Source organism: Pseudorhodobacter aquimaris (assembly GCF_001202025.1).
Lineage (GTDB): Bacteria > Pseudomonadota > Alphaproteobacteria > Rhodobacterales > Rhodobacteraceae > Pseudorhodobacter > Pseudorhodobacter aquimaris.
This window is the reverse complement of sequence record NZ_LGHS01000070.1, coordinates 164,803-187,048: the sequence shown is the minus strand read 5'-3', so window position 1 is coordinate 187,048 and position 22,246 is coordinate 164,803. Positions and strand designations below refer to the sequence as shown.

The window sequence follows — 22,246 nt, the reverse complement described above, 5'->3', positions numbered from 1 at the left end:
ACCGATCAAGGGCCGATGGTAAAGCACTGAACTGCGCGGGCCTGCAAGCGCCGACAGGCGAGATCCGCCTGATCACGGCTTAGCCCCATGAAATTCGCATCATAGCCGCCGCGCCGCTCGATCACTTTGCGCAGCCCGTCGCGCAAGGCCACGGATTCGGACAACGCGGTCTTCATCAGCACACGTTCCGCGCTCGACCGTGAGGGAAAGCGGCCAAGGTTCACGCCCCAATGGCGCCCACCCGAGGTCGACACCCTCGTGACCACCACCGGCGGCGCTTGGGGGGCCGCTTTGGCAGGCTCGGCACTGGCGACCAGCAGTTTGGCAGGCCGTCTGCGCGGGGATGAATCGATGTCCGCTTCCGGGGTGACCAGCGCCATCGAAGTCTCGGTGATTGCTGTTGGTGCGGGTGCCGGATCAAGCGCGACCTCTATATCCTCGCTTGGCGCGTCACTTGTTTCCGGGCGTGGCTCGGGACGGGCCAATGCAATGGCCGCCTCAATCGCTGCGGGCGGCACGCTGGGCGGCAGCGGGGCTGCCACCTCTGCCAAGAGGCCTGCAATGTCATCCTGCATCGCCAGCACAGCCTCTGCTGTGGCGACAACCCGTTCTTCGCTGACCGGACGTGACCGCGGGCGCGGAGAGGTCTTGAGCACCGTCACAAGCCGGATGGTCTTGCCCGCACTGCGCCCGTCGCCATTGCCTTGCGTTGCGGCAACGGCCGCGCTCAGGTCAGCAGCTGCCGGTTTGCGCAGGGCCACATTGTTTTTGGCATTGCCAAAGCCCAGATCAAGCAGTTTTGCCATTTTTGCATTGCGGTCAGCGGTGGATTTACCGCCGAATATCGTCGCGATGATGCGTTTGTTGCCCCGCTCGGCCGAGGCGGTCAGGTTGAAACCCGCAGCCGAGGTATAGCCGGTCTTGATCCCATCCGCGCCTTTGTAATCATTCAGAAACCTGCGGTTGGTGTTGCGCACGGTCGTCATGCCCGCATCGGTCTGCAACCGTGAGAAAATGTTATAATACTCTGGAAAATCATAAAACAACCGCCGGCCCAGCAATGTCATGTCACGCGCGGTCGACAAATGCCCCGAGGCCGTAAGCCCGTTGGCGTTCTTGAAGGTCGAATTGCGCATCCCAAGTGCCTTGGCCGTCCGGTCCATTCGTGCGGCAAAACCCGCCTCGGATCCGCCCAGATGATCCCCGATCGCCGAGGCCGCATCATTGGCGGATTTCACCGCAGCCGCCCGGATCAAATAACGCAAGGCGATTCGTTGCCCCGCCCTCAGCCCCAGCTTGGAGGGCGGTTTGGACGCTGCATTCTTGGACACGGTGATCTTTGTATCCAAGGAGATCTCACCCCGACGCACAGCATCAAAAGCGATATAAAGCGTAAGCATTTTGGTCAAAGAAGCCGGATGCAACCGGGCATCGGCGTTCTGATCATAAAGCACTTCACCGCTGCGCGCGTCAATCACCACCGCCGCATAGGGAGCCGCCTGACCTGAACGGACAGACACAACTGAAATCAAGGTCGCAAATGCGATCATTAGAAAGATTCGGGCGAAAAGCCCTTGAAGCGATGCCACGTCGCTGGTCCCTTATTCCTGCCTCATTGTGCCCCGGTTTTTTTGTGGGGCTTTACTGCTTGGGCAAAGGTAGCACGGAAACGGGCAATCAGAAAACCCCAATTTTAACTATCATTTCAAAGGCTTTTAACCGCTAGTTAACATTTGACGGGAACCCGCCACATTTAGCGGTACACCAGCAGATCACCGCTATCTATAGCGTGGCTCCCTTTTGCAATGCGCTCAATAATGCCGATAGGCCGCCCAGATCGGGCAAGGCGTGATAACGGGGATGATCGGCCTCTGGCGGCTCGGCATATTCCAGCGCCCAGGTCTCTCCATGCGGGATATGGACACCGTGCCCGCCCACCGAAATCACCGGGATAACATCGGATTTCAAGGAGTTGCCAACCATCAGCGCCCGCTCGGCAGTGCCGCCGTGACGCGCAAAAATCCTGACGTATGCCTCGGGCGTCTTATCCGAGATGATCTCGACCCCATGGAACAGATCGCCAAGGCCGGACTGGGCAAGTTTCCGCTCTTGGTCCAGCAAATCTCCTTTTGTAATCAACAAGACCTGATGATCGCGGGCCGCAGCCACGACGGCATCCTGCGCATGGGGCAGCAACTCTATCGGGTGGTCCAGCATCTCGCGGCCTGCCGCCATGATCTCGGCTATGACGGTGGCCGCAACCCGGCCTTGCGTCACCTCGATCGCGGTTTCGATCATCGACAGCACAAACCCTTTAATGCCAAAACCATACTGCCCCAAATTGCGGCGTTCTGCGGCCAACAGGCGTTCAGAGAGGTGATCGGGCGTTGCATAATCAGACAGAAGATCAACAAAATGCGCCTGCGTCAGCCGAAAGAATGCCTCATTTTGCCAAAGGGTATCATCGGCATCGAAGCCAACGGTTAAAATCTTATGCATTCTTATAGGGTCCTCTTGTCATCACGCGCCATAATTGCGCCGATCGCTAAGCTGATCAACCAAGACTGGCGACCCCCTTTGCGCATCCTTGCAAAACCCTATATTGAGATCATGATACAAAAAGTTTGCCACAACAGCCGGAGCGATCAACGTGCCTCACTTGCCATTCCAGATGTCTGAAAAGCCGGATGGAACCGATGGCGCTGCAACCATCATGGCCAAGCCGAAGCCTAAGACACAGCGCCCGCCCATGTATAAGGTTCTGATCCTGAACGATGATTTCACCCCGATGGAATTCGTTGTTCACATTTTAGAACGATTCTTTGGCCTCAACCATGCGCAGGCCTTTGAGATTATGCTGACCGTGCATAAAAAGGGGCTGGCCGTTGTTGCCATATTTTCCTTTGAAGTCGCCGAAACCAAGGTGGCGCAGGTGATGGATTTTGCGCGCCGCCATCAGCATCCTCTGCAATGCACCATGGAAAAAGAGTAAGACCCCTCCCATAAGAAGGATTTTGGCCGCTTTGTTCGGCTGCTCATGCGTTCAGAACGACTTTTATTCGCCCTGCGAAACGATTTGATGATGTTGCCCGATTCGGGCGATGTTTTGGTGCTGCGCCCGCGCGGCACAGATGATTTGTCGATGCTGCCGATGGCGCGGGTCTGTGTGGTGCAAGGGATGCGCACGGACTATGATGCCTTGGTCGCGCGCGGATATACTGTCGTGGCAGAGCCCCCGACCGAAGCGCGATTTGCTGCGGCTCTGGTCTGTGTGCCACGCGCCAAGGCCGAGGCTTATGCCCTTTTGGCGCAGGCAGCGGCTTTGCTGCATCCCGATGGGGTGATCATCGTGGACGGGCAAAAAACTGATGGAATCGACAGCCTGCTACGCGATCTGCGCAAACGCTTTACCCTCTCGGAAACCGTGGCCAAGGCGCATGGCAAGCTGTTCTCCTTTCGGCCCGGCGCGGATGATATGGCCGATTGGGCCGCCAAACCGCAAACCATCGAGGGCGGGTTTCAAACCCTGCCGGGCGTATTTTCAGCCGACGCGCCCGATGCGGGATCGGTGCTTTTGGCGGCACATCTGCCCGAAAAACTGCCCGCGCAGATTATTGAGCTGGGGGCGGGCTGGGGGTTTCTGGCCCATGAAATATTACAGCACCCCGGCGTGAAAACACTCCATCTGGTTGAGGCAGAGGCCAATGCGCTGGCCTGTGCGCGTCTCAACATCACTGATCCGCGCGCCGAGTTCCATTGGGCCGATGCCACCCGCTTCAAGCTGGACCGCGGTGTGGATGCCGTGATCTGCAACCCGCCGTTCCACGCAGGCCGCGACCCCGATCCCGCCTTGGGGCAGGCGTTCTTGCAGGCCGCAGCACGGCTTTTGGCCCCGCATGGTACGCTTTGGCTGGTCGCCAACCGCCACTTGCCCTATGACCGGACGCTTGCCACCTTGTTCCATCAGGTGGAAGAGATCGGAAGCGACAAGCGTTTCCGCATCACACGCGCCGCACGCCCGAACCGTTAGGAGAGACCCCATGTCGTTTTCGCTTACCGGAAAGACTGCCATCATCACCGGATCCGCAGCGGGGATCGGCCTGTCCGTTGCGCGGCATTTTCTGGCCAAAGGGGCCAATGTGATGTTCGCCGATGTCAACGAATCGCTTTTGGAAAGCGAGTGTTGCGAAGAGGCCAAGGCCGAAGGCGCGCTGCGTTATTTCGGCGGGGACCTGCGCGAAAAGCTGACCATCGCCAATCTGCTCTCGGCCACGATTGATGCCTTCGACCGGGTGGATATTCTGGTCAATGCCGCGCGCAAAATGGCGCCTTCGGATGCGCTCAACCCTGATGAGGATGCGGTTGAATTGATGTGGCAGCAAAACCTCTTGACCAGCCTGCGCCTGTCACAGCTTACGGCCAAACGCATGATCTTGCAGGCCGAAAAGGCCGACAACACCGAAGGGACCATCGGCTCTATCATCAACCTGTCCTCTATTGCCGCGCGGCGGACCCAGCCCGAGCTTTTGGGCTATTCCATCTCTTGCGCCGCAGTAGAGCAGATGACACGTTCACTGGCCGTTGCTTTGGCGCCAGAGCGGATCCGGGTCAATGCCGTGTCTTTCGGTTCGGTCCTTAGCGACAGCCTGCAGGCGGCCCTGAAGGAAAACAGCGACTACCGCGACAAGATCCTCAAGGCCACGCCTTTGGGGCGCATCGCCGCCGCTGATGAAATCGCCGAGACTGTGCAATATCTCGCCTCTGACGCCTCCTCCTTTATGACTGGGCAAATCGTGACGCTCGATGGCGGGCGCGGGCTGATTGATGCGGCCGGTGCCCCCGCGCATTAAACATCATTCCGGGTGGGCGATCTTGCAGTCAGCCACCTCTTTGGCGGCGCTGCGCAAGAGTGTCGTCCGTTTCTTTTGCAGTTCGGCCAGTTTCTCCCGCTCCTCGGCAAGGTTGATCGCTTTGGGGCGGGTGACGGTGTAATGCGAATCGCGCAGGCACATTCTTGCGGGCTTTGCCTTTTCATCCTTGGTGGCAGCCTTGGGCGGGCGACACATAACCCAGCGCGTACGGGTGCGCACCACCTCTTCCAGCGCGTATCCGCGCTCAAGATTCCGGTTGGTTTCCCCGATCAGCCGATCCACAATGCGCAAGTCGCGGGTCGCCCCGGCGATGCAACGTTCTTGCGGCGTCCCGCATCCCGCCATAACCGCCAGAACGGAGATCAAAATCAATGTGCGCATCCTAGGCCTCCTGCGTCCTTCCGCCCTATGCTAACGTCTTGCGCGCATAAAGTGTACCGTTACCTTACCCAGTGAAAGCCCTGACATGGCCAAACCTGCCCCCTTTTCTATCGCGCCCGGCACCGAATTCAGCGTGCGTGTCACACCCAAAGCCGCGCGCAACGCCATCACCGTCGATAACGGGCAGATCCGTGTCTATGTCACCACCGTCCCCGAGGATGGCAAGGCCACGGCCGCGGTCATCAAACTGCTGGCCAAATCGCTTGGGGTTGCGAAATCGCGGGTGGTTCTGCTGCGCGGAGCCACCAGCCGGGACAAGGTTTTCCGGTTGGAGTGATCCGCACACAGCATGGTAAAAAGACTTTTCGCGCGGGGCGCTTGTGCTAAAACACAGCGCAAGGATGCATGAGGGTGAAAAATGCGGTTAATCGGGGCGATTGTTGGACTGGCGCTATTGGCGGGCTGTGTCGTGCCCAGCGAGGGTGTCAGCCCCCCTGTGCAAACGGCAGCGCAGGCAACGGTGCAAACCGAACCTTCGGCGCTGGCCAAGCGGAACTTTGTCGTGGCCCTCAATGCCATGGAGCCCGTGGTTGAGCGATATTGTCATGCCCTTACCCAACGCCAGAACTGTGACTTTCAGATCGCGATCGACGACCGGCCGAACCAAAGCCCCAATGCCTTTCAGACACTGGACCGGCAGGGTCGGCCGGTGCTTGCCTTCAACCTCGCGCTGATCGCCAATGCCGAAAATGTGGACGAGCTGGCCTTTGTCATGGGCCATGAGGCGGCGCATCACATCATGGGCCATATTCCGCAGCAACAGCAAAGCGCCAGCCAGGGTGCGATGCTTGCAGGGCTGTTGATCGCTGTTGGCGGTGGGGATGAGGCCGCGATTTTGCGTGCACAAGAGTTCGGGGCCTCGGTCGGGGCGCGCCGCTTTTCCAAAGGGTTCGAGCTTGAGGCAGATGCTCTTGGTGCCGAGATGACCGAAAAGGCTGGCTTTGACGCCCTTCGCGGGGCCGCCTATTTTGACCGCTTGCCAGACCCCGGCGATCAGTTCCTTGGCAGCCACCCGCCCAATGCCGCCCGCCGCGCCACGGTGCAAAAGGTGGTCAACAGCCTGCGCTAAGTGGTCTTGCCACGCGGCCTTACAACCGCCAGACTGAGGGCGTGAAATCCAGAACAAGGCAGATCCGATGATATCCAAGTGGCGACTTTTTATCCGGGAGCTGCTGCAAAAGCTGTGGGTTGTGACCGCGCTTTACGCCATCCTTGCGGTGATCACCAATCTGGGGGCCGTTGTGATCGGGCCGCTTTTGCCATCCGGGCTCGGCTCTTCGCTCGGCTCGGGGGCGGTCGAATCGGTTTTGACCATCCTTGCCAGCTCTATGCTGGCGGTGGTGACCTTTTCGCTTGGCATCATGGTATCAGCCTTTGCCGGAGCGGCCTCGGCGGTGACGCCACGCGCGACCACTTTGCTCAAGGCGGACCGGACCACGCAGCGGGTACTGGCAACCTTTCTGGGGTCTTTTCTTTACAGCCTGATCGGGATTATCGCCCTGAACGGCGGTGTCTTGACCGATAATGACCGGCTTGTGCTTTTCATGGTGTCCATTGCCGTAGTCTTGATCGTGGTGGTCGTCATCTTGCGGTGGATCGCGCATTTGACGGTCTTTGGCCAGATGGAGGATTCGATTGGCAAGGTCGAGACGGCCGCCCGCCGCGCCCTCTCCATCCGGATAAAGGCGCCCTATCTGGGCGGTCATGGCCACCCCGGCGCACCGCCACCCGATGCCTATCCGGTTTATCCCAGCGACATTGGTTATGTTCGATATCTGCATATGGACTGGCTTCAGGACTGTGCTGAGGACCTGAATTGTCAGGTTTATGTAACTGCCCTTCCTGGCGCATTTGTGCATCCAGGCATTGCGGTGGCTTATATTCTCGGCAAAACCCGTGAGGGTGGCAGAAAGATCACCGATGCCTTCACCATTGGTGAGACCCGCAGCTTTGAACAAGATCCCCGCTTCGGTCTTTCGGTTCTGGCCGAGATTGCCCAGCGTGCGCTGTCGCCCGCGGTCAATGATCCGGGCACCGCCATCGACATTCTGGGCCGCACGATTCGCTTGCTCGCCCCGCTGGCCAAAGATCATGATCCGGACCTGAAGTACCCCAATATCTGGGTTCCACCCCTGAAGCTGGAGGATATGATGGACGATATTTTCCCCCCGATTGCGCGCGACGGGGCAGCGACCTTTGCGGTGCAGATGCGTTTGCAAAAAGCGTTGCTGGCCCTTGCGCAAATCGCGCCGGCCCGTTTTGGCCAGATCGCCTTGGTACAGGCGCAACATGCACAATCACGCAGCCATGACAGCATGTTACCACATGAACGCACCGCCATTGAGGCCACCATCGCCCGCACCGCCAAGCTTGGCCCCACCCGCCAGCGGCGCCCCGTTTGATCCCCCGTTTGACCCGGCGATACAAGATATGTTGCAACTGATGAACGTCATTAAGGATCGGGGCTCGCGTTATGCGGTGTCAGGCGGGCCGGTGCAAAACAAGGATGACATCGCGGCATTTCTCAAGGCGCTGAAGTCGAACAAGAAATTCTCCAAGGCCACGCATAACAGCTGGGCCGCCTGTCTGTCCGATGGCCCCCAGCGCAATGACGACGGAGAGGCGGGGGCCGCAGCCGCGATCTTGCGCATGCTGGAACGTGAGGGGCTGACCGATCATATCGTCGTGGTGACACGCTGGTATGGCGGCACCCATTTGGGCGGGGACCGCTTTCGCCATGTCACCGGCTGCACGCGGGCCTATCTGGATGCCTTGGCAAAGGACGATTAGCCCTTTTTGCCGATCTTTGGCTCAGTTCCGGCTTTGATGCGTTTGATGTTCTCGGCGTGGCGCCAATAGACCAAAAGCGTCAGGATGATGCCCAGAAACATCATCCGCTCATATCCCAAAAGCAGCATCCAGATGGTCGAGGACGCCGCCGCAACCAGCGCCGCCAGCGACGACATACGCCACAAAACCGCCGCAACCAGCCAGCTTGCACAGGCCGCCAGCCCGACCGGCCACGCCAGCGCCAAAAGGGTGCCAAGGAAGGTTGCAACCCCCTTGCCGCCCTTGAACCCCAGCCAGACCGGAAAGACATGCCCGAAAAAGGCTGCCAGCCCTGCAAGCTGAGCAGCATCCTCGCCAACGGCCATCCGCGCGACCAAAACCGCAATCCCGCCCTTGCCTGCATCCAGCAACAGCGTCGCCAGTGCCGCGCCCTTATTACCGGTGCGCAGTACATTCGTCGCGCCGATATTTCCCGACCCGATGGCGCGCAAATCGCCAAGACCCAACGCGCGGGTGATCACCAACCCAAAGGGCACCGAGCCCAACAGATAGGCAAGCACCCCCACCAAAAGCAGTAAAAGCGGTGCGGTTGTTATCTCAGGCATTAATCATCCCTTCCTGACCGAACACCTGACGCCCTGCAACAAAAGTGGCGATCACCCGCCCCTCCATCCGTTGCCCGTCAAAGGGGGTGTTCTTGGATTTCGACAAAAGCGTGCTGCGGTCCAGCATAAAGGGCGCATCGGGATCAAAAAGCACCAGATCAGCGGGCGCGCCCTCGGCCATACGGCCTTGGGGCAGGCCAAGCCGTTTGGCCGGGTTCAGGGACATCGCCCGAAACAACATCGGCAGGCCCATCGCACCGGCATGATAAAGCCGCATCGCCGCAGGCAGGAAGGTCTGCAAGGCCACGGCGCCGGGGGCTGCATCCTCAAACGGCAGGCGTTTGCTTTCCTCATCCTGCGGGGAGTGCATGGAACAGATGATATCGATCAAGCCCGAGGCAACGGCCTCAACCACGGCCACACGATCCTCTTCGGGGCGCAGGGGCGGGGTCATTTTGAAAAAGCTGCGATAATCACCCACATCCAGATCGTTCAATGTCAGATGGTGGATAGAGACCCCCGCCGTCACATCCAGCCCGTTGGCCTTGGCACGTTCCAGCGGTGGCAGCGACCGCGCGCAGGTGATCTGATCGGCGTGATAGCGCACGCCCGTCATCTCGACCATGCCCAGATCACGGTCCAGCCCGATACGCTCCGCCATCTGATGCACCCCCGGCAGGCCCAAAAGCGAGGCGAACTTGCCGCTGGTCACCGCCGCCCCTTTGGACAGGCCCGGATCTTGTGGATGGCCGATCACCAGCGCGCCAAGACTGCGCGCATAGCTGAGCGCACGGCCCAGCACCTTGGTATCGGTCACCACATGGTCGCAATCGGTAAAGGCCAGCGCGCCAGCATCCAGCATGAATCCGATCTCTACCATCTCACGGCCCGCGCGGGATTTGGTCAGCGCGGCCATGTGGTGAATGCGGACAGGGGCCTCGGCGGCGCGGCGGGTCACGAATTCCAGAACTTCGGGCGTGTCAATTGCGGGGCTGGTATCGGGGCGCGCGATGATCGTGGTCACCCCCCCCGCCGCCGCCGCAAGGCCGGCCGAGCGGAAACTTTCGCGGTGCCTCTCTCCCGGCTCTCCGATTTTCACGCCAAGGTCGACGATACCGGGGGCCAGGCATTTGCCTGCACAGTCAATCACTTGTGCGCCTTTGGGGGCGCTGGCCGAACAAATGGCCGCAATCATCCCGTCGTCGAGGATCAGGTTGCCTGTGCTTTCCTCCAGCGTCTCGGGGTTGATAATACGGGCATTTTCAAGAAAGACAGTCATGGTTTGAACCCCGCTTTGGCAGATTGGATAGACGCCGCCACGCCCGCCCCATCGGCCAGATATTTCATCAAATGTTTGTCGCCGGCTTGGGTTATGACCTGCACATCGCCAAAGAAGGGCCGCACGGTGGTGATCTGTCCCAGAGACATTTGCCGCCCTCCCGGCCCCTGCAAACGTTGGGTGGTCAACCGCCAATGCCCTGCCAGCGCCTCGGACGCCAGATACCAAGCGCGGGCGCCCATCGCAAAAACCGCCGCCACGGGGCCAACCCAAGGCGCCGGATTGCCAATGGCCAGTAACACGACACCACCCACAAAGCCGCCAAGCACCGCCATGATCGCATGGCTGCGCCAATAGCGTTCCTTATCGGCAGGCCATTCCGCAAGGATCACCTCTCCCTCGCGCAGCGGCGACATCGCCTCCCCCATCACCCTATCGCGTGGCAGATCAGGCATCACAGCCTCCGTCCCCGGGATATGTCATACCATCACCCCGGCGGCACGCGCCCCGCGTTCGGCCCGCAGGTTGCGCGCCAACAGGTCCATACAAGCCATACGCACGGCGACGCCCATCTCTACCTGTTCCTGAATAACGCTGCGATTGATGTCATCGGCAATTTCGCCGTCGATTTCCACACCGCGGTTCATCGGGCCGGGATGCATCACGATGGCATCGGGCTTGGCATGCGAGAGCTTTTCCGCATCCAGCCCGTAGCGATGGTAATACTCACGCTCTGACGGGATAAACCCGCCATCCATCCGCTCTTTTTGCAGGCGCAGCATCATCACCACATCGGCCCCTTCAAGGCCTTTCTCCATGTCGTCAAACACCTCACAACCGAACTCCTGCACGCCTGCGGGCATCAAGGTTGGCGGTGCCACCAGACGCACCCGGTTTTCCATTTTCCCCAGCAATATCAGATTAGAACGCGCCACGCGGCTGTGCGCCACATCGCCGCAAATCGCCACTGTCAGCCGCTGGATGCGCCCCTTGGCGCGGCGGATCGTCAGCGCATCCAAAAGTGCCTGTGTCGGATGCTCATGCCGCCCGTCGCCCGCATTCAGCACGGCGCAATTCACCTTTTCGGCCAAGAGGTTCACCGCCCCCGAGGCTCCGTGCCGCACCACCAGCAAATCGGGGTGCATCGCGTTCAAGGTCAGGGCTGTGTCGATCAGGGTCTCACCCTTTTTCACACTCGATTGCGCGACCGCCATATTCATCACATCCGCCCCGAGCCGTTTGCCCGCCAATTCAAAAGAGGCCTGCGTGCGGGTGGAGTTTTCAAAGAACATGTTGATCTGGGTCATCCCCGCCAGCGCGTCGGATTTCTTGATTGAGCGGCGGTTGAACTCAACATATTTATCCGCCAGATCCAGAACGGCGCGGATTTCATCCGGGGCGAGATGTTGGATCCCCAGCAAATGACGTGCGCGAAAACTCATCTTGGCCCCCTGATTGTCTCTGATTGCTTATGGCAAAGCCCGTGCTGCGGGGCAACGCCTAGTTGCAGCCAATCCCGTCTTGCCCCGCCCCAAGCGCGGCCCTACTCTGCCCGCTATGGGAATCAATACCAACATTTCGGATTACGATTGGAACGCCGCCTTTGCCGCCCTTGCGTGGCAGGTGGAACTTGGCGTGACCGAGGTGATGTCTGAGGCAGCCGTAGACCGCTATGCCCTGCCCGAAAAGCAAGCCACCCTTACCCCCAAGCCCAAAACCGTCGAGGACCAGGTGCAACCTGCCGCCCCCGATCCGGTTAATGCCGCCCAAGCCGCCGCGGCCCCCTGTGCCGATCTGACCGCCCTGCGCGCCGCATTAGAAAGTTTTGCGCATTGCGAGCTGAAAAAAGGCGCGCGCAATCTTGTGTTTTCCGCAGGCAATCCCGGCGCCCCCCTGATGGTGGTGGGTGAGGCACCGGGCCGCGAAGAGGACCGCGAGGGCCTGCCCTTTGTCGGCCACTCCGGCCTGCTTCTGGACAAGATGCTGGCGGCGATCGGCCATGCGCGCGATGCCGATGACCCCAGGGCATCTGCCTATCTGACCAATGTTCTGCCGTGGCGCCCGCCGGGGGACCGCGACCCGACCGAGGCCGAGATCGCCATGATGCGCCCGTTCTTGTTGCGCCATATCGTCCTGGCCAAACCACAGGTGATTATCGCCATGGGCAATGTGGCCTGTCAGGCGTTGCTGGGTCAAAGCGGCATTTTGCGGATGCGCGGCCAATGGGGCGAATGCGCGGCGATCCCGGTGATGCCCATGACGCATCCGGCCTATCTTTTGCGCAACCTCGGGGCGAAACGCGAAGCCTGGGCAGATTTACTTGCCGTGCAGGCGAAACTGGCCAATCCATCCTGACTGAAAAGGCAGTATCATGTCCCGTCTTGACGAAACCCTTCCCTTCATTCCCGTACGCATTGCTGTGCTGACCGTATCCGACACCCGCCGGATCGAGGAAGACAAATCCGGCGATACCTTGGTTGCGCGGATTACGGATGCGGGCCACCATCTTGCCGCCCGCACCATCATCCGCGATGAGCGCGCCGAGATTGCGGCACAGCTGCGCAACTGGTGCGCCGACCCTGAGATCGATGTGATCCTTTCCACAGGTGGCACCGGCCTGACGGGGCGCGATGTCAGCGTCGAGGCCCACCGCGATGTCTATGAAAAAGAGATTGAGGCCTTCGGAACCGTCTTCACCATGGTCTCGATGCAGAAAATCGGTACCTCAGCGGTGCAAAGCCGGGCAACGGGTGGCGTGGCCAATGGCACCTATCTTTTCGCGCTTCCCGGCAGCACCGGCGCGTGTCGCGACGCCTGGGATGAGATCCTGAAATGGCAGTTCGATTACCGCCACCGGCCCTGCAATTTTGTGGAAATCATGCCGCGGCTGGATGAACACCAGCGCCGCAAATAGGCGGTTGCAGGAATATTCCACACACATGCATGCGACGGAATGTTATATTTCCCGGAACACATCACATGGGTTAGTGTTTCATCGAATGGCGCCGGACGGGCGTATAGGAATGTAGTCCCCCGGCGGAGTATCCAGATGCGGTTTTTCAGACGCTCCCTTGTTGGCCTCTTTATTCTGGCCGTCACCATCGGCCTTTTAGGGGTGGCGGTTCAAACTCTGCGCACAGCCTTTGAGGCCAGGTCCGCGGACGGCCGCCCTGCGCAAACCGCCCGTGAGCGTGTGTTTTCCGCCAATGTAATCACGGCAAAGGTTTCGCCCTTTGCCCCCGTCCTCACCGCCTTTGGCGAGATCCGCAGCCGCCGCACGCTGGAACTGCGCGCACCGCGCGCAGGCACGGTTATCGCCTTGGGCAAGGGGGTAGAGGATGGCGCACCTGTCACCAAAGGACAGCTTTTGCTGCGTCTTGATCCGGCAGATGCCATGGCCACCCGCGACCTTGCGCAATCGGATATGGACCGCGCAAGGGCAGAGCAGGTCGAGGCCGCGCGCGCCTTGCTGCTGGCGCGTGACGATGTTGCCGCCGCCCGCGCACAGGCTGATCTGCGCGAACAGGCCCTGACCCGTCAGCAAGACCTCGAAACCCGAGGTGTCGGCTCGGCGTCGGCGGTCGAAACCGCAGCCCTTGCGGCCTCAGCGGCCGATCAGGCGGTTTTGTCGCGCCGCTCGGCCCTGGCACAGGCCGAGGCGCGGGTCGATCAGGCCGACATCGCGCTCTCTCGCCAAGCCATCACCCTGGCCGAGGCCGAACGCGCCCTGCGCGAAACCAGGCTTTTCGCCGAGTTTAACGGGATGTTGAGCGGGATCACCACCGTTCCCGGTCGTATCCTTGGCAGCAACGAACGTTTGGGCGACCTGATTGATCCCGATGCGTTAGAGGTCGCCTTTCGCATCTCGACCGCGCAATTCTCGCGGCTGCTGGATGATCGGGGTGCGCTGATCACCGCCGATGTCACCGCCGCGCTGGCCGCCTCGGGTGCCGAGCTTGTGGCCCACGGGCGGCTGACCCGCGCAGGGGCCGCCGTGGGCGAAGGGCAGACGGGGCGTCTGGTCTATGCCACGCTAACCCATGCGCCCGGCTTTCGCTCTGGCGATTTCGTGACCGTGCGGGTGGCAGAGCCTGAAATACCCGCAGCAATTGCCCTGCCCGCCTCCGCCTATGGCGCGGATGGGACGGTGTTGGCCCTTGGTCCCGACGACAGGCTGCAATCCCTGCCCGCACGGCTTTTGCGCCGTCAAGACGACCTTGTGATCCTTGCCCCCGACGGTATCGCGGGGCGCGAGATCATCGGTGAACGTTCCCCGCTTTTGGGTGCAGGGATCAAGGTCAACCCGATCCGCCCCGAGGCCACAAACAGCGCGCCCCCCACCAAGCCGGCGGGGGGCTAAGGCAATGGCGCGCAGCTCGACACGCCACGCCAAGGGGGCCCTCTCTTACTTCACCCGCCACGGCACGCTGGCCAATTTGGTGCTTGCAGTGATGGTCGTGGCCGGGCTTGCCGCCGCCAGCCGCATCCGCGCACAGTTCTTTCCCGATGTCATCATCTCGGAGATCAGCATCACAACCACATGGGACGGGGCCGGCGCCGAGGATGTGGACCGCGCGATTGTGCAACTGCTTGAACCTGTGCTGCTGACGGTTGACGGGGTGACGGATGTGACTTCGCTGTCATCAGAGGGCAGCGCGCGCATCACGCTGGAGTTTGAGCCCGGCATGGATTTGCAAAAAGCCGCCGATGATACGCAAACCGCGATTGATACCGTAAACACCCTGCCCGCCGATGCCGATGATCCGGTGGTCCGGCGCGGCGCATGGCGGGACCGGGTGACGGATGTGGTCCTTACCGGCCCTGTTGCGGTGGACCAGCTTGGCCGTTTCGCGGATGAGCTGGTGACGCGTCTGTTTGATCGCGGCATCACCCGCACCACCATTCGTGGCCTCGCCGACCCCGAGATTATGGTAGAGGTCACCTCGGCCAGTCTGATTGTCCATGACATCACCATGGCCGAGATCGCAACCGCCATTGCCGCCGAAGTGCAATCCGCCCCGGCGGGGGATGTGGGCGGCGGGGCATCGCGGGTGCGCACGGGCCAAGAGGCGCGCACCGCCGATCATATCCGCGCGATTGTGCTGCGGCAAGAGCCGGATGGCACCTCGCTGACGATTGGCGATCTGGCCGATGTCCGCGACAGCGCCGCCGATCGGGGGCGCGCCACTTTTGTCGGGCCGAACCCCGCCATGACCCTGCGCGTGGACCGCAACGACACCGGCGACGCCATCCGTATGCAGGCCGAGGTGCAGGCCGTCATTGACCAGATGACCCCGCTCTTGCCGCCCGAAACCAAGGTTGAACTGGTGCGCGAAAGGGCCGAATATATCGCCAGCCGGTTAGAGCTGCTGCTTGATAACGCCGCCCTTGGGCTGGCCTTGGTGGTGGGGCTGTTGTTTTTGTTCCTCAATGCCCGCACGGCGCTTTGGGTGGCGGCGGGGATACCTGTTTCGCTGCTGGCGGCGGTGGCCTTGATGTATGGCTTTGGCCTGACGTTGAACATGATCTCGCTGTTTGCGCTGATCATCACCTTGGGGATCATCGTCGATGATGCGATTGTGGTGGGCGAACACGCCGATTTTCGCGCGCGCCATTTGGGCGAACCCGCGACCGAGGCCGCCGAGAACGCCGCTGCGCGCATGTCGATGCCGGTTGTTGCCTCGACCCTGACCACGGTGATCGCTTTTGCCGGTCTTATGGTCATCAGCGGGCGCTTTGGCTCCCTTGTCGCGGATATTCCGGTGACCGTGATCGCGGTGCTGATGGCAAGCCTTGTGGAATGTTTTGTGATCCTGCCCAACCATATGGCCCATGCCCTGCGCGCCGCCAAGGAAGAGGCGTGGTATGACTGGCCCTCACGCCAGATGAACAAGGGCCTGCAATGGCTGATCCGCGTGGCCGTGCGCCCGCTGGTGGCTTTGGTAATCCGCGCCCGGATGGCGGCGATTGCCCTTGCCCTGCTGCTGCTTGCCACGCAGGCAGCACTTTTCATCAGCGGGGATCTGAAATTCCGGTTCTTCAATTCGCCCGAGCAATCCTCTATCTCTGGCAATTTCGCCATGCTGCCCGGCGCCACGCGCGAGGATACGCTGGCGATGATGCGCGAATTGCAACGTGCCACAGATGCCGTCACCGCGCGCTATACGGCTGAATACGGCACCAATCCGGCAAGTTTCGTCATGGCCGAGGTCGGCGGCGGTGCGGGGCGCGGCCTGTCCAGTGCCGATACCAAGGATGCGGATTTGCTGGGCGGGATCTCGATTGAAATCATCGACCCTGATGACCGCCCCTATGCCACCTCAAGCTTTCTGGCCGACCTGCAAGATGAGGTCCGCCCCCATCCCCTGCTGGAAGAGCTAAGTTTTCGCGGCGCACGTTTTGGCCCCGGTGGCGATGCCCTGTCGGTGGATATTTCGGGGGCCTCATCCGAGGTGCTGAAAGCCGCCGCCGAAGCCTTGAAAACCGCCATGGCCCCCTTCCCCGAGGTTTCCGCGTTAGAGGATAGCCTTGCCTATGACAAGGAAGAGCTGGTCCTGTCGCTGACCCCGCAAGGTCAGGCGCTGGGGTTCGAGGCGGCCGGATTGGGGCGCGTCTTGCGTGACCGGCTGAACGGGATAGAGGCCGCAACCTTTCCCGATGGTACGCGATCGGCCGCGATCCGGGTAGAGCTGCCCGCAGACGAACTTACGGCTGATTTTCTCGAAAGCACATTGCTGCGCGCCAGCCCCGGCGTCTACGTCCCCCTGGGCGATATCGTCACCGTAGAGCGTCGCTCCGGTTTCTCCACAATCCGGCGTGAAAACGGGCTGCGCATCGTCACCGTTTCGGGCGATATCGCCGAGGACGACCCCGCCCGCGCCGCCGAGGTCCAGCGCGCCCTGACCGAAGATATCCTGCCCAAGCTGGAACAGGAATTCGGCGTCACCACCCGCCAAAGCGGATTGGCCGAACAACAAAGCGCATTTCTGGGCGATGCTGTCCTTGGCCTGATGCTGTGTCTTTTGGGGATTTATATGGTGCTGGCCTGGGTCTTTGCCAGTTGGACACGCCCTGTGGTGGTGATGGTTGTGATCCCCTTTGGTTTGATCGGGGCGGTTTACGGGCATCACTTCTGGGGGGTGCCGCTGTCGATGTTTTCCATCGTTGGCATGATCGGGATGACGGGGATTATCATCAACGATTCCATTGTTCTGGTCTCTACCATTGATGAATACTCTGAAAAGCGCGGGCTATATCCGGCGATTGTCGACGCGGTATCGGACCGGTTGCGGCCAGTGTTCCTGACGACGGCGACCACCGTGATGGGCCTTGCGCCCTTGCTCTATGAACGTTCCTCACAGGCGGAATTCTTGCGGCCCACGGTGATCACGCTGGTCTACGGGCTGGGGTTCGGGATGGTTCTGGTCCTGCTTTTGGTGCCGGCGGTGCTGGCGGTGCAGGCCGATTTCGGTCGTCAGCTCGGGGCATTGCGGCGCGGGTTGCGCGCCCGAGCAGCCCCGCATCTGCGCCTGTTGCTATGGGGCGCTTTGGTTGCGGTGGCGGCATGGTTCGCACTGACCCTTGGCGGGGTTCTGGTGACGGGCGCGCCGCTTGTGCCGCTGGGGGTTGAGGGCACATCTGCGGTGCTGGGGTTGTTTTTGGGCGGCACGGTGGCGCTTTTGTTGGCCACCTATGCGCTCGGGTTTTGGCTGCTTGGCAAGCGGCAAGCGGGCAGGCCCTAGCCCAGCCCACCAACCAAAGCCTCCACCAAGGGCGAGGCAGGGTCTTCCAGCGCATCGATCACATCGAAATGGTGCCTGCCCGCAGCAACCGTCCAATCGCAGCCCCAATGTTCCGACAAAAGCCGCGCCTGCCACAGAAAGCTGGGCCGTTCCTGCCCGCCGACCCAGACGTGAGCCTGCATGTTGCGGCGCAAATCCAGCCGCGCGGGGCTTTGGGCGGCAATCTCGGCATCATCCAGCCGCAATGTCGCCTGCATATCCGTATGGCGCAGTGGCTCCAGCTCTGCCAAGGGGGATATCGGCACCACCCGCACCACATCCGGCACCGCCAGATCGGCGCATCCCATCCGCGCCGCCAGATGCCCGCCCGCCGAATGGCCGGTCACAACCTGCGGGCCGGGCACATGGGCCGAGATGGCGGCCAAGGCCTGCACCATCTCGGCCGTCATCGCGGTCAGCCGCGCCTCGGGTGCCAGCGTATAGGAGGGCATCGCACAGGCCCATCCCCGCGCCAGAACCCCTGCCGCCAAATGTGACCAGATCGAATGGTCAAAGGCCATCCAATAACCGCCATGGATAAAGGTAACACAGCCTTTGGCCTCCCCCTCGGGGATAAAAAGATCAAACCGTTGCCGCGCGCCCGAACCATAAGTCAATGCCTGCGCCCGCGCCCCCAAACCTGCGCGAAACGTTGCCGCTTTGGCCGTCCAGCGCGGGGGGTAATCCTCGGCACCTGCAATAAAGGCCCCATTCGCATAGGCCAGATCCATATCCATTTTTGTCCCCTTCTTTGCTCGCAGAACTAGACATCCATGCCCGCCCATGGTTTGCATATGCCGAACCTGAAGGGGAGGCTTTTATGTCCAATACATCCACTGCAACCGATCTTCGCGCAATGCTCAAAGATCCCAGCCTGCTGGCCACGCAGGCCTATGTCGCCGGCGAATGGGTCGATGCCGATGATGGCGGCACGTTTGAGGTAACAAACCCGGCACGCGGCGATGTCATCTGTTCGGTCCCGAACCTTGGCCGTGCCGAAACCGCCCGTGCGATTGCCGCCGCCAATGACGCGATGAAGGAATGGGCCGCCCGCCCCGCCAAGGAGCGCACCAACATCCTGCGCGCCTGGTACAATCTGATGATGGAAAACCAGGATGATCTGGGCGCGATCCTGACCGCCGAGATGGGCAAACCGCTAGCCGAAGCCAAGGGAGAAGTGGCTTATGGTGCCTCCTTTATCGAATGGTTCGCCGAAGAGGCCAAACGCGTTTACGGTGAAACCATCCCCGGTCATATGCACGACAAGCGGATCACCGTCCTGAAACAGCCCATCGGGGTTGTCGGCGCGATCACGCCGTGGAACTTTCCCAACGCGATGATCACACGCAAATGCGGTCCAGCACTGGCGGCGGGCTGTGGTTTTGTCTCGCGGCCTGCGGCGGAAACACCTTTGTCGGCGCTGGCGCTGGCGGTGCTGGCCGACCGCGCGGGCCTGCCCAAGGGGATCTTTTCGGTCATCACCTCCAAGCGGTCCTCGGACATCGGCAAAGAGTTCTGTGAAAACCCGATCGTGCGCAAGCTGACCTTTACCGGGTCCACCGAAGTCGGGCGGATCTTGTTGAAACAGGCCGCCGATCAGGTGATGAAATGCTCGATGGAGCTGGGCGGGAATGCGCCGTTCATCGTCTTTGATGACGCCGATCTGGATGCGGCCGTTCAGGGGGCGATGGCGTCGAAATTCCGCAATAACGGGCAGACCTGCGTTTGTGCCAACCGGATCTATGTGCAGGCCGGTGTCTATGACGCCTTTACGCAAAAGCTGGCCGAGGCTTTGGCCAAGACCAGCGTCGGTGACGGCTTGACGGATGCGGTGGAATTCGGGCCGTTGGTCAATGTGGCCGCGGTTGAAAAGGTCGAGGAACATATCGCCGATGCCGTCGCCAAGGGTGGCCGCGTCGTGACAGGCGGCAAACGTCATGCGCTCGGCGGCTCCTTCTTTGAGCCGACCATCGTGACCGGCGTCACCCAGGATATGAAGGTCGCGCAGGAAGAGACCTTTGGCCCTATGGCCCCGCTGTTCAAATTCGACAGCGAGGAAGAGGTGATCGCGCGCGCCAATGATACCATCTTTGGTCTTGCCGCCTATTTCTATGCCCAGAACATCGGCCGCGTTACGCGTGTTCAAGAAGGTCTGGAATATGGCATCGTCGGCGTGAACACCGGTATCATTTCAACCGAAGTGGCGCCCTTTGGCGGGGTCAAGCAATCCGGCCTTGGCCGCGAAGGCAGCCGTCACGGCATGGAAGACTTCTTGGAAATGAAATACGTCTGCCTGTCCGTCTAAGGCCGGTCTGAAGCGAAACCTTTGGAAACGGCCGGTTGTTATCACTTAACAACCGGCCGTTTTTGTCTAACACGGCCTCAAGGCGCATGGTTTTCCCATCACCCCGATTGGCGGGTATCCGAAGAAAGGGAACTATCATGCTGCTGCATTCCAAAACAATCGCTACGGCCTGTGTGCTGTCATTGACGCTGGGGCTTGCCGCCCCGGCACAGGCCTTGGGCAAGAAAGAGCGTAATGTGCTGATGGGCATCGCCGCCGTCGCCGTAGTTGGCGCCATTATAAACAACGATCGCAAATCAAAGGCCGAAGCCGCGCCACAGCGCCACCCCCATAGAGCGCCGGCCTATCAGCCACATAAACCCCAATACACACCTCCCAAGGCCCATATACCCCGCCATAAAACCGGTCGGGTGATCGGCAATGCCGCGCCGTACGGGTCGGGACTATATGACACCGCCGCCGCGCGGGTTTTCAACAACTACTCCTACCGCGAGCGGGTGAAAATCCAGCGGCGGCTTGCGCGGGCAGGCTTTTATAACAGCACGATTGACGGGTCGTTTGGGCCCGGCACTTATCAGGCCGTCTATCAATATGCGCGCAGGTCGGGTAATCAGAACGCGCTCGGCTCTGTTGTCGGCGCGCGCCAGATCTATCGCGCCCTGCTGGGATAGGGGCACACCCCGCGGCGGGTGGCCACCAAGGGCCACCCCGTTCAAGATTACGCAGTCCGGATCGGCATCCGGTCGCGGAATTCGGCAAAAACCCGCGCACTGCGCTTGCATCTGGCCCGCAACAGCCCCCATAGGAAGGGTCCGGCCATAAGGGGGCAGTGACGTGCAGGATTTACTCGAGCCAATCATCCACAAAACCAAAGTCTTTGACCTGCAAATGCCCATCAAGCACAGCGGCCTGTCCATTGGTGACACCGCAGAACTACGGCTGGACAAGAACGGGGTGATTACCGTTTGGTGTGTTGTCACCAAGAAACGACTTTTGATACGCCGCAAGGTGATGGCGCATCTGGGCAATCTTCGGGCCACAGCAGATCAGATATTGTCCCCTGCCCTGCGCCGGGGCGACCACCTGCGCGTGCGTGTGGTCGGTTTGACGCCCGAACATCTTGCCCCCGATGGCAAGGCTGAGATGTATATCTCTGTCTGGGGAACGGCGCGAAATTTCCAGCCTGCAAAACCGGCCCCCGCCGCAGAAAAACCAGACTGATCACACCGCTTGTCAGGGTCTGCGGTCGTCCTATATCAGAACCGTTAGCGTAACGTATCGAACAGGGGACGGGATTTATGACACATGAGGCGATCCTGGTATCCCACGGCTCTCCGGCTGATCCGGTGCCGCAAGAGGCTACAATGAAGGCCTTGGCGGTTCGCGTCGGGATGTGGCTGCCCGGATGGCAGATCAGGGGCACGACGCTGGCCATGCCCGGCGCGCTGGAAGCGGCCTTGGGCGCTATGCAGTCACCGTTGATCTATCCGTTCTTTATGGCCGAGGGTTGGTTCACCCGCACCAATTTGCCGCGCAGGCTGGCCGCAGCAAATGCGCAAGACCTGCAACAGCTCCCTCCTTTTGGCACAGATCCGGCCCTAATTGACCTGATCGCAGCCGCCCTTCCCGATCATGGCGATGTCTTACTTGCGGCACATGGCAGCAAGGTGTCGAGAACCTCATCCGATACGACCTACCTGATGGCCCGGGAACTGGAGGCGCGCGGGATCGGTCCCATCACCGCAGCCTTTGTCGAAGAGGCCCCCTTTTTGGTCGATGTGGCGCGTGAAATGGGCGCTGGCACATGCATACCCTTCTTTGCGCTCAGCGCGGGGCATGTGGTCGGCGACCTGCCCGAAGCCTTGGCCGAGGCGCAATTCGACGGCCCGCTGCTGCCCCCGATCGGTGAGGATATCGGCGTGGCGCGGCTGATTGCCAATGCGCTGGCGCGTGCCGCCGCTTAGGCCTGCTTGCGGCCCTCGGCCTCTCGGATCAAGCCGCGCACCCAGCGCGCGACCGCCCATGTCGCAGGCAGTCCCAAGGGCAATGACGCCCACATTGCATTATAGGGCGAAAGCGCGGGCAGGCCTAGCCACGTCCCGATCAGCCCCACCATGAACAGATTGATCGCAACCGCCGAGGTCGCAAAGGGCCACAAAATCAGCCCCAGCTTC

Annotated in this window: 24 protein-coding genes; 15 read left to right on the top strand and 9 right to left on the bottom strand. The window is 61.0% G+C overall.

Annotated features, from left to right (window positions below):
• Window positions 1–5 precede the first annotated feature (5 nt).
• Both AKU94_RS15320 and AKU94_RS15315 read right to left on the bottom strand, forming a co-directional pair.
• Window positions 6–1,589: a D-alanyl-D-alanine carboxypeptidase family protein gene (locus tag AKU94_RS15320; protein ID WP_408633704.1), complete on the bottom strand. Its 1,584-nt coding sequence runs from the start codon at window positions 1,587–1,589 to the stop codon at window positions 6–8.
• A 193-nt stretch (window positions 1,590–1,782) separates the two neighbouring features.
• On the bottom strand, window positions 1,783–2,499 hold the full coding sequence (locus AKU94_RS15315; protein ID WP_050528121.1) for an HAD family hydrolase: 717 nt from the start codon (window positions 2,497–2,499) through the stop codon (window positions 1,783–1,785).
• Between the two features lie 172 nt (window positions 2,500–2,671).
• Between AKU94_RS15315 and clpS the strand changes: the two genes are divergently transcribed.
• From clpS to AKU94_RS15295, 3 genes are read left to right on the top strand one after another with little or no spacing between them, the layout of a single operon-like run.
• Complete coding sequence (gene clpS, locus AKU94_RS15305; RefSeq protein ID WP_050528119.1) at window positions 2,672–2,992, top strand: ATP-dependent Clp protease adapter ClpS; 321 nt, start codon at window positions 2,672–2,674, stop codon at window positions 2,990–2,992.
• 45 nt (window positions 2,993–3,037) lie between these two features.
• Window positions 3,038–4,030, top strand: a complete 993-nt coding sequence (locus AKU94_RS15300) for a class I SAM-dependent methyltransferase (protein WP_050528118.1) — start codon at window positions 3,038–3,040, stop codon at window positions 4,028–4,030.
• 10 nt (window positions 4,031–4,040) lie between these two features.
• The gene (locus tag AKU94_RS15295) at window positions 4,041–4,850 is read left to right on the top strand and encodes an SDR family NAD(P)-dependent oxidoreductase (protein WP_050528117.1); all 810 of its coding nucleotides are present in this window, start codon (window positions 4,041–4,043) and stop codon (window positions 4,848–4,850) included.
• Window positions 4,851–4,853: 3 nt separating this feature from the next.
• Here AKU94_RS15295 and AKU94_RS15290 read toward each other — a convergent pair whose 3' ends face one another.
• Window positions 4,854–5,252 (bottom strand): hypothetical protein, encoded by a 399-nt coding sequence (locus AKU94_RS15290; RefSeq protein WP_050528116.1) that lies wholly within the window; start codon window positions 5,250–5,252, stop codon window positions 4,854–4,856.
• Between the two features lie 85 nt (window positions 5,253–5,337).
• Here AKU94_RS15290 and AKU94_RS15285 point away from each other — a divergent pair, with 85 nt between their 5' ends.
• The 4 genes from AKU94_RS15285 to AKU94_RS15270 all read left to right on the top strand — a co-directional run bounded on the left by AKU94_RS15285 (window position 5,338) and on the right by AKU94_RS15270 (window position 8,102).
• Window positions 5,338–5,589, top strand: a complete 252-nt coding sequence (locus tag AKU94_RS15285; protein ID WP_050528115.1) for a DUF167 domain-containing protein — start codon at window positions 5,338–5,340, stop codon at window positions 5,587–5,589.
• A gap of 81 nt (window positions 5,590–5,670) precedes the next feature.
• On the top strand, window positions 5,671–6,381 hold the full coding sequence (locus tag AKU94_RS15280) for a M48 family metallopeptidase (RefSeq protein ID WP_050528114.1): 711 nt from the start codon (window positions 5,671–5,673) through the stop codon (window positions 6,379–6,381).
• A 67-nt stretch (window positions 6,382–6,448) separates the two neighbouring features.
• A complete protein-coding gene (locus AKU94_RS15275; protein WP_050528113.1) occupies window positions 6,449–7,714 on the top strand; it encodes a DUF2254 domain-containing protein in 1,266 nt (421 codons plus the stop codon).
• A gap of 28 nt (window positions 7,715–7,742) precedes the next feature.
• Window positions 7,743–8,102 carry a YigZ family protein gene (locus AKU94_RS15270; protein WP_050528168.1) on the top strand — a complete coding sequence of 120 codons (360 nt, stop codon included), beginning with the start codon at window positions 7,743–7,745 and terminating at the stop codon, window positions 8,100–8,102.
• Here the strand turns inward: AKU94_RS15270 and plsY are convergent.
• Genes plsY through AKU94_RS15250 form a run of 4 tightly spaced genes read right to left on the bottom strand, consistent with a single transcriptional unit; the run spans window position 8,099 to window position 11,428 of the window.
• Window positions 8,099–8,707, bottom strand: coding sequence for a glycerol-3-phosphate 1-O-acyltransferase PlsY (plsY, locus tag AKU94_RS15265; RefSeq protein WP_050528112.1), 609 nt, complete (start codon window positions 8,705–8,707; stop codon window positions 8,099–8,101). The genes AKU94_RS15270 and plsY overlap by 4 nt on opposite strands.
• On the bottom strand, window positions 8,700–9,986 hold the full coding sequence (gene pyrC / locus AKU94_RS15260; RefSeq protein ID WP_050528111.1) for a dihydroorotase: 1,287 nt from the start codon (window positions 9,984–9,986) through the stop codon (window positions 8,700–8,702). Before pyrC ends, plsY begins: the two co-directional genes overlap by 8 nt.
• Window positions 9,983–10,441, bottom strand: coding sequence for a hypothetical protein (locus AKU94_RS15255; protein WP_050528110.1), 459 nt, complete (start codon window positions 10,439–10,441; stop codon window positions 9,983–9,985). Before AKU94_RS15255 ends, pyrC begins: the two co-directional genes overlap by 4 nt.
• 24 nt (window positions 10,442–10,465) lie before the next feature.
• Entirely contained in the window at window positions 10,466–11,428 is a 963-nt protein-coding gene (locus AKU94_RS15250) for an aspartate carbamoyltransferase catalytic subunit (RefSeq protein WP_050528109.1), read from the bottom strand.
• Between the two features lie 133 nt (window positions 11,429–11,561).
• On the opposite strand from AKU94_RS15250, the gene AKU94_RS15245 reads away from it, so the two are divergent.
• From AKU94_RS15245 to AKU94_RS15230, 4 genes are all read left to right on the top strand, one after another.
• Window positions 11,562–12,341, top strand: coding sequence for a uracil-DNA glycosylase (locus AKU94_RS15245; RefSeq protein ID WP_157056571.1), 780 nt, complete (start codon window positions 11,562–11,564; stop codon window positions 12,339–12,341).
• Window positions 12,342–12,357: 16 nt separating this feature from the next.
• A complete protein-coding gene (gene moaB / locus AKU94_RS15240; RefSeq protein WP_050528107.1) occupies window positions 12,358–12,900 on the top strand; it encodes a molybdenum cofactor biosynthesis protein B in 543 nt (180 codons plus the stop codon).
• A 135-nt stretch (window positions 12,901–13,035) separates the two neighbouring features.
• A complete protein-coding gene (locus AKU94_RS15235) occupies window positions 13,036–14,346 on the top strand; it encodes an efflux RND transporter periplasmic adaptor subunit (RefSeq protein WP_050528106.1) in 1,311 nt (436 codons plus the stop codon).
• A gap of 4 nt (window positions 14,347–14,350) precedes the next feature.
• Entirely contained in the window at window positions 14,351–17,728 is a 3,378-nt protein-coding gene (locus AKU94_RS15230; protein WP_050528105.1) for an efflux RND transporter permease subunit, read from the top strand.
• On the opposite strand, the gene AKU94_RS15225 is transcribed toward AKU94_RS15230, so the two are convergent.
• Window positions 17,725–18,504 carry an alpha/beta hydrolase gene (locus AKU94_RS15225; RefSeq protein WP_050528104.1) on the bottom strand — a complete coding sequence of 260 codons (780 nt, stop codon included), beginning with the start codon at window positions 18,502–18,504 and terminating at the stop codon, window positions 17,725–17,727. The two genes, AKU94_RS15230 and AKU94_RS15225, sit on opposite strands and share 4 nt — an antisense overlap.
• Before the next feature lie 83 nt (window positions 18,505–18,587).
• Between AKU94_RS15225 and AKU94_RS15220 the strand changes: the two genes are divergently transcribed.
• The 4 genes from AKU94_RS15220 (at window position 18,588) to AKU94_RS15205 (ending at window position 22,036) form a co-directional block, all read left to right on the top strand.
• On the top strand, window positions 18,588–20,072 hold the full coding sequence (locus tag AKU94_RS15220; protein ID WP_050528167.1) for an NAD-dependent succinate-semialdehyde dehydrogenase: 1,485 nt from the start codon (window positions 18,588–18,590) through the stop codon (window positions 20,070–20,072).
• Window positions 20,073–20,209: 137 nt separating this feature from the next.
• Window positions 20,210–20,743, top strand: a complete 534-nt coding sequence (locus tag AKU94_RS15215; protein WP_050528103.1) for a peptidoglycan-binding domain-containing protein — start codon at window positions 20,210–20,212, stop codon at window positions 20,741–20,743.
• Window positions 20,744–20,906: 163 nt separating this feature from the next.
• Complete coding sequence (locus AKU94_RS15210) at window positions 20,907–21,293, top strand: hypothetical protein (protein WP_050528102.1); 387 nt, start codon at window positions 20,907–20,909, stop codon at window positions 21,291–21,293.
• A 77-nt stretch (window positions 21,294–21,370) separates the two neighbouring features.
• Window positions 21,371–22,036 carry a sirohydrochlorin chelatase gene (locus tag AKU94_RS15205; protein WP_050528101.1) on the top strand — a complete coding sequence of 222 codons (666 nt, stop codon included), beginning with the start codon at window positions 21,371–21,373 and terminating at the stop codon, window positions 22,034–22,036.
• Here the strand turns inward: AKU94_RS15205 and AKU94_RS15200 are convergent.
• On the bottom strand, window positions 22,033–22,230 hold the full coding sequence (locus AKU94_RS15200; protein WP_332307235.1) for a hypothetical protein: 198 nt from the start codon (window positions 22,228–22,230) through the stop codon (window positions 22,033–22,035). The two genes, AKU94_RS15205 and AKU94_RS15200, sit on opposite strands and share 4 nt — an antisense overlap.
• Between the last annotated feature and the right edge of the window lie 16 nt (window positions 22,231–22,246).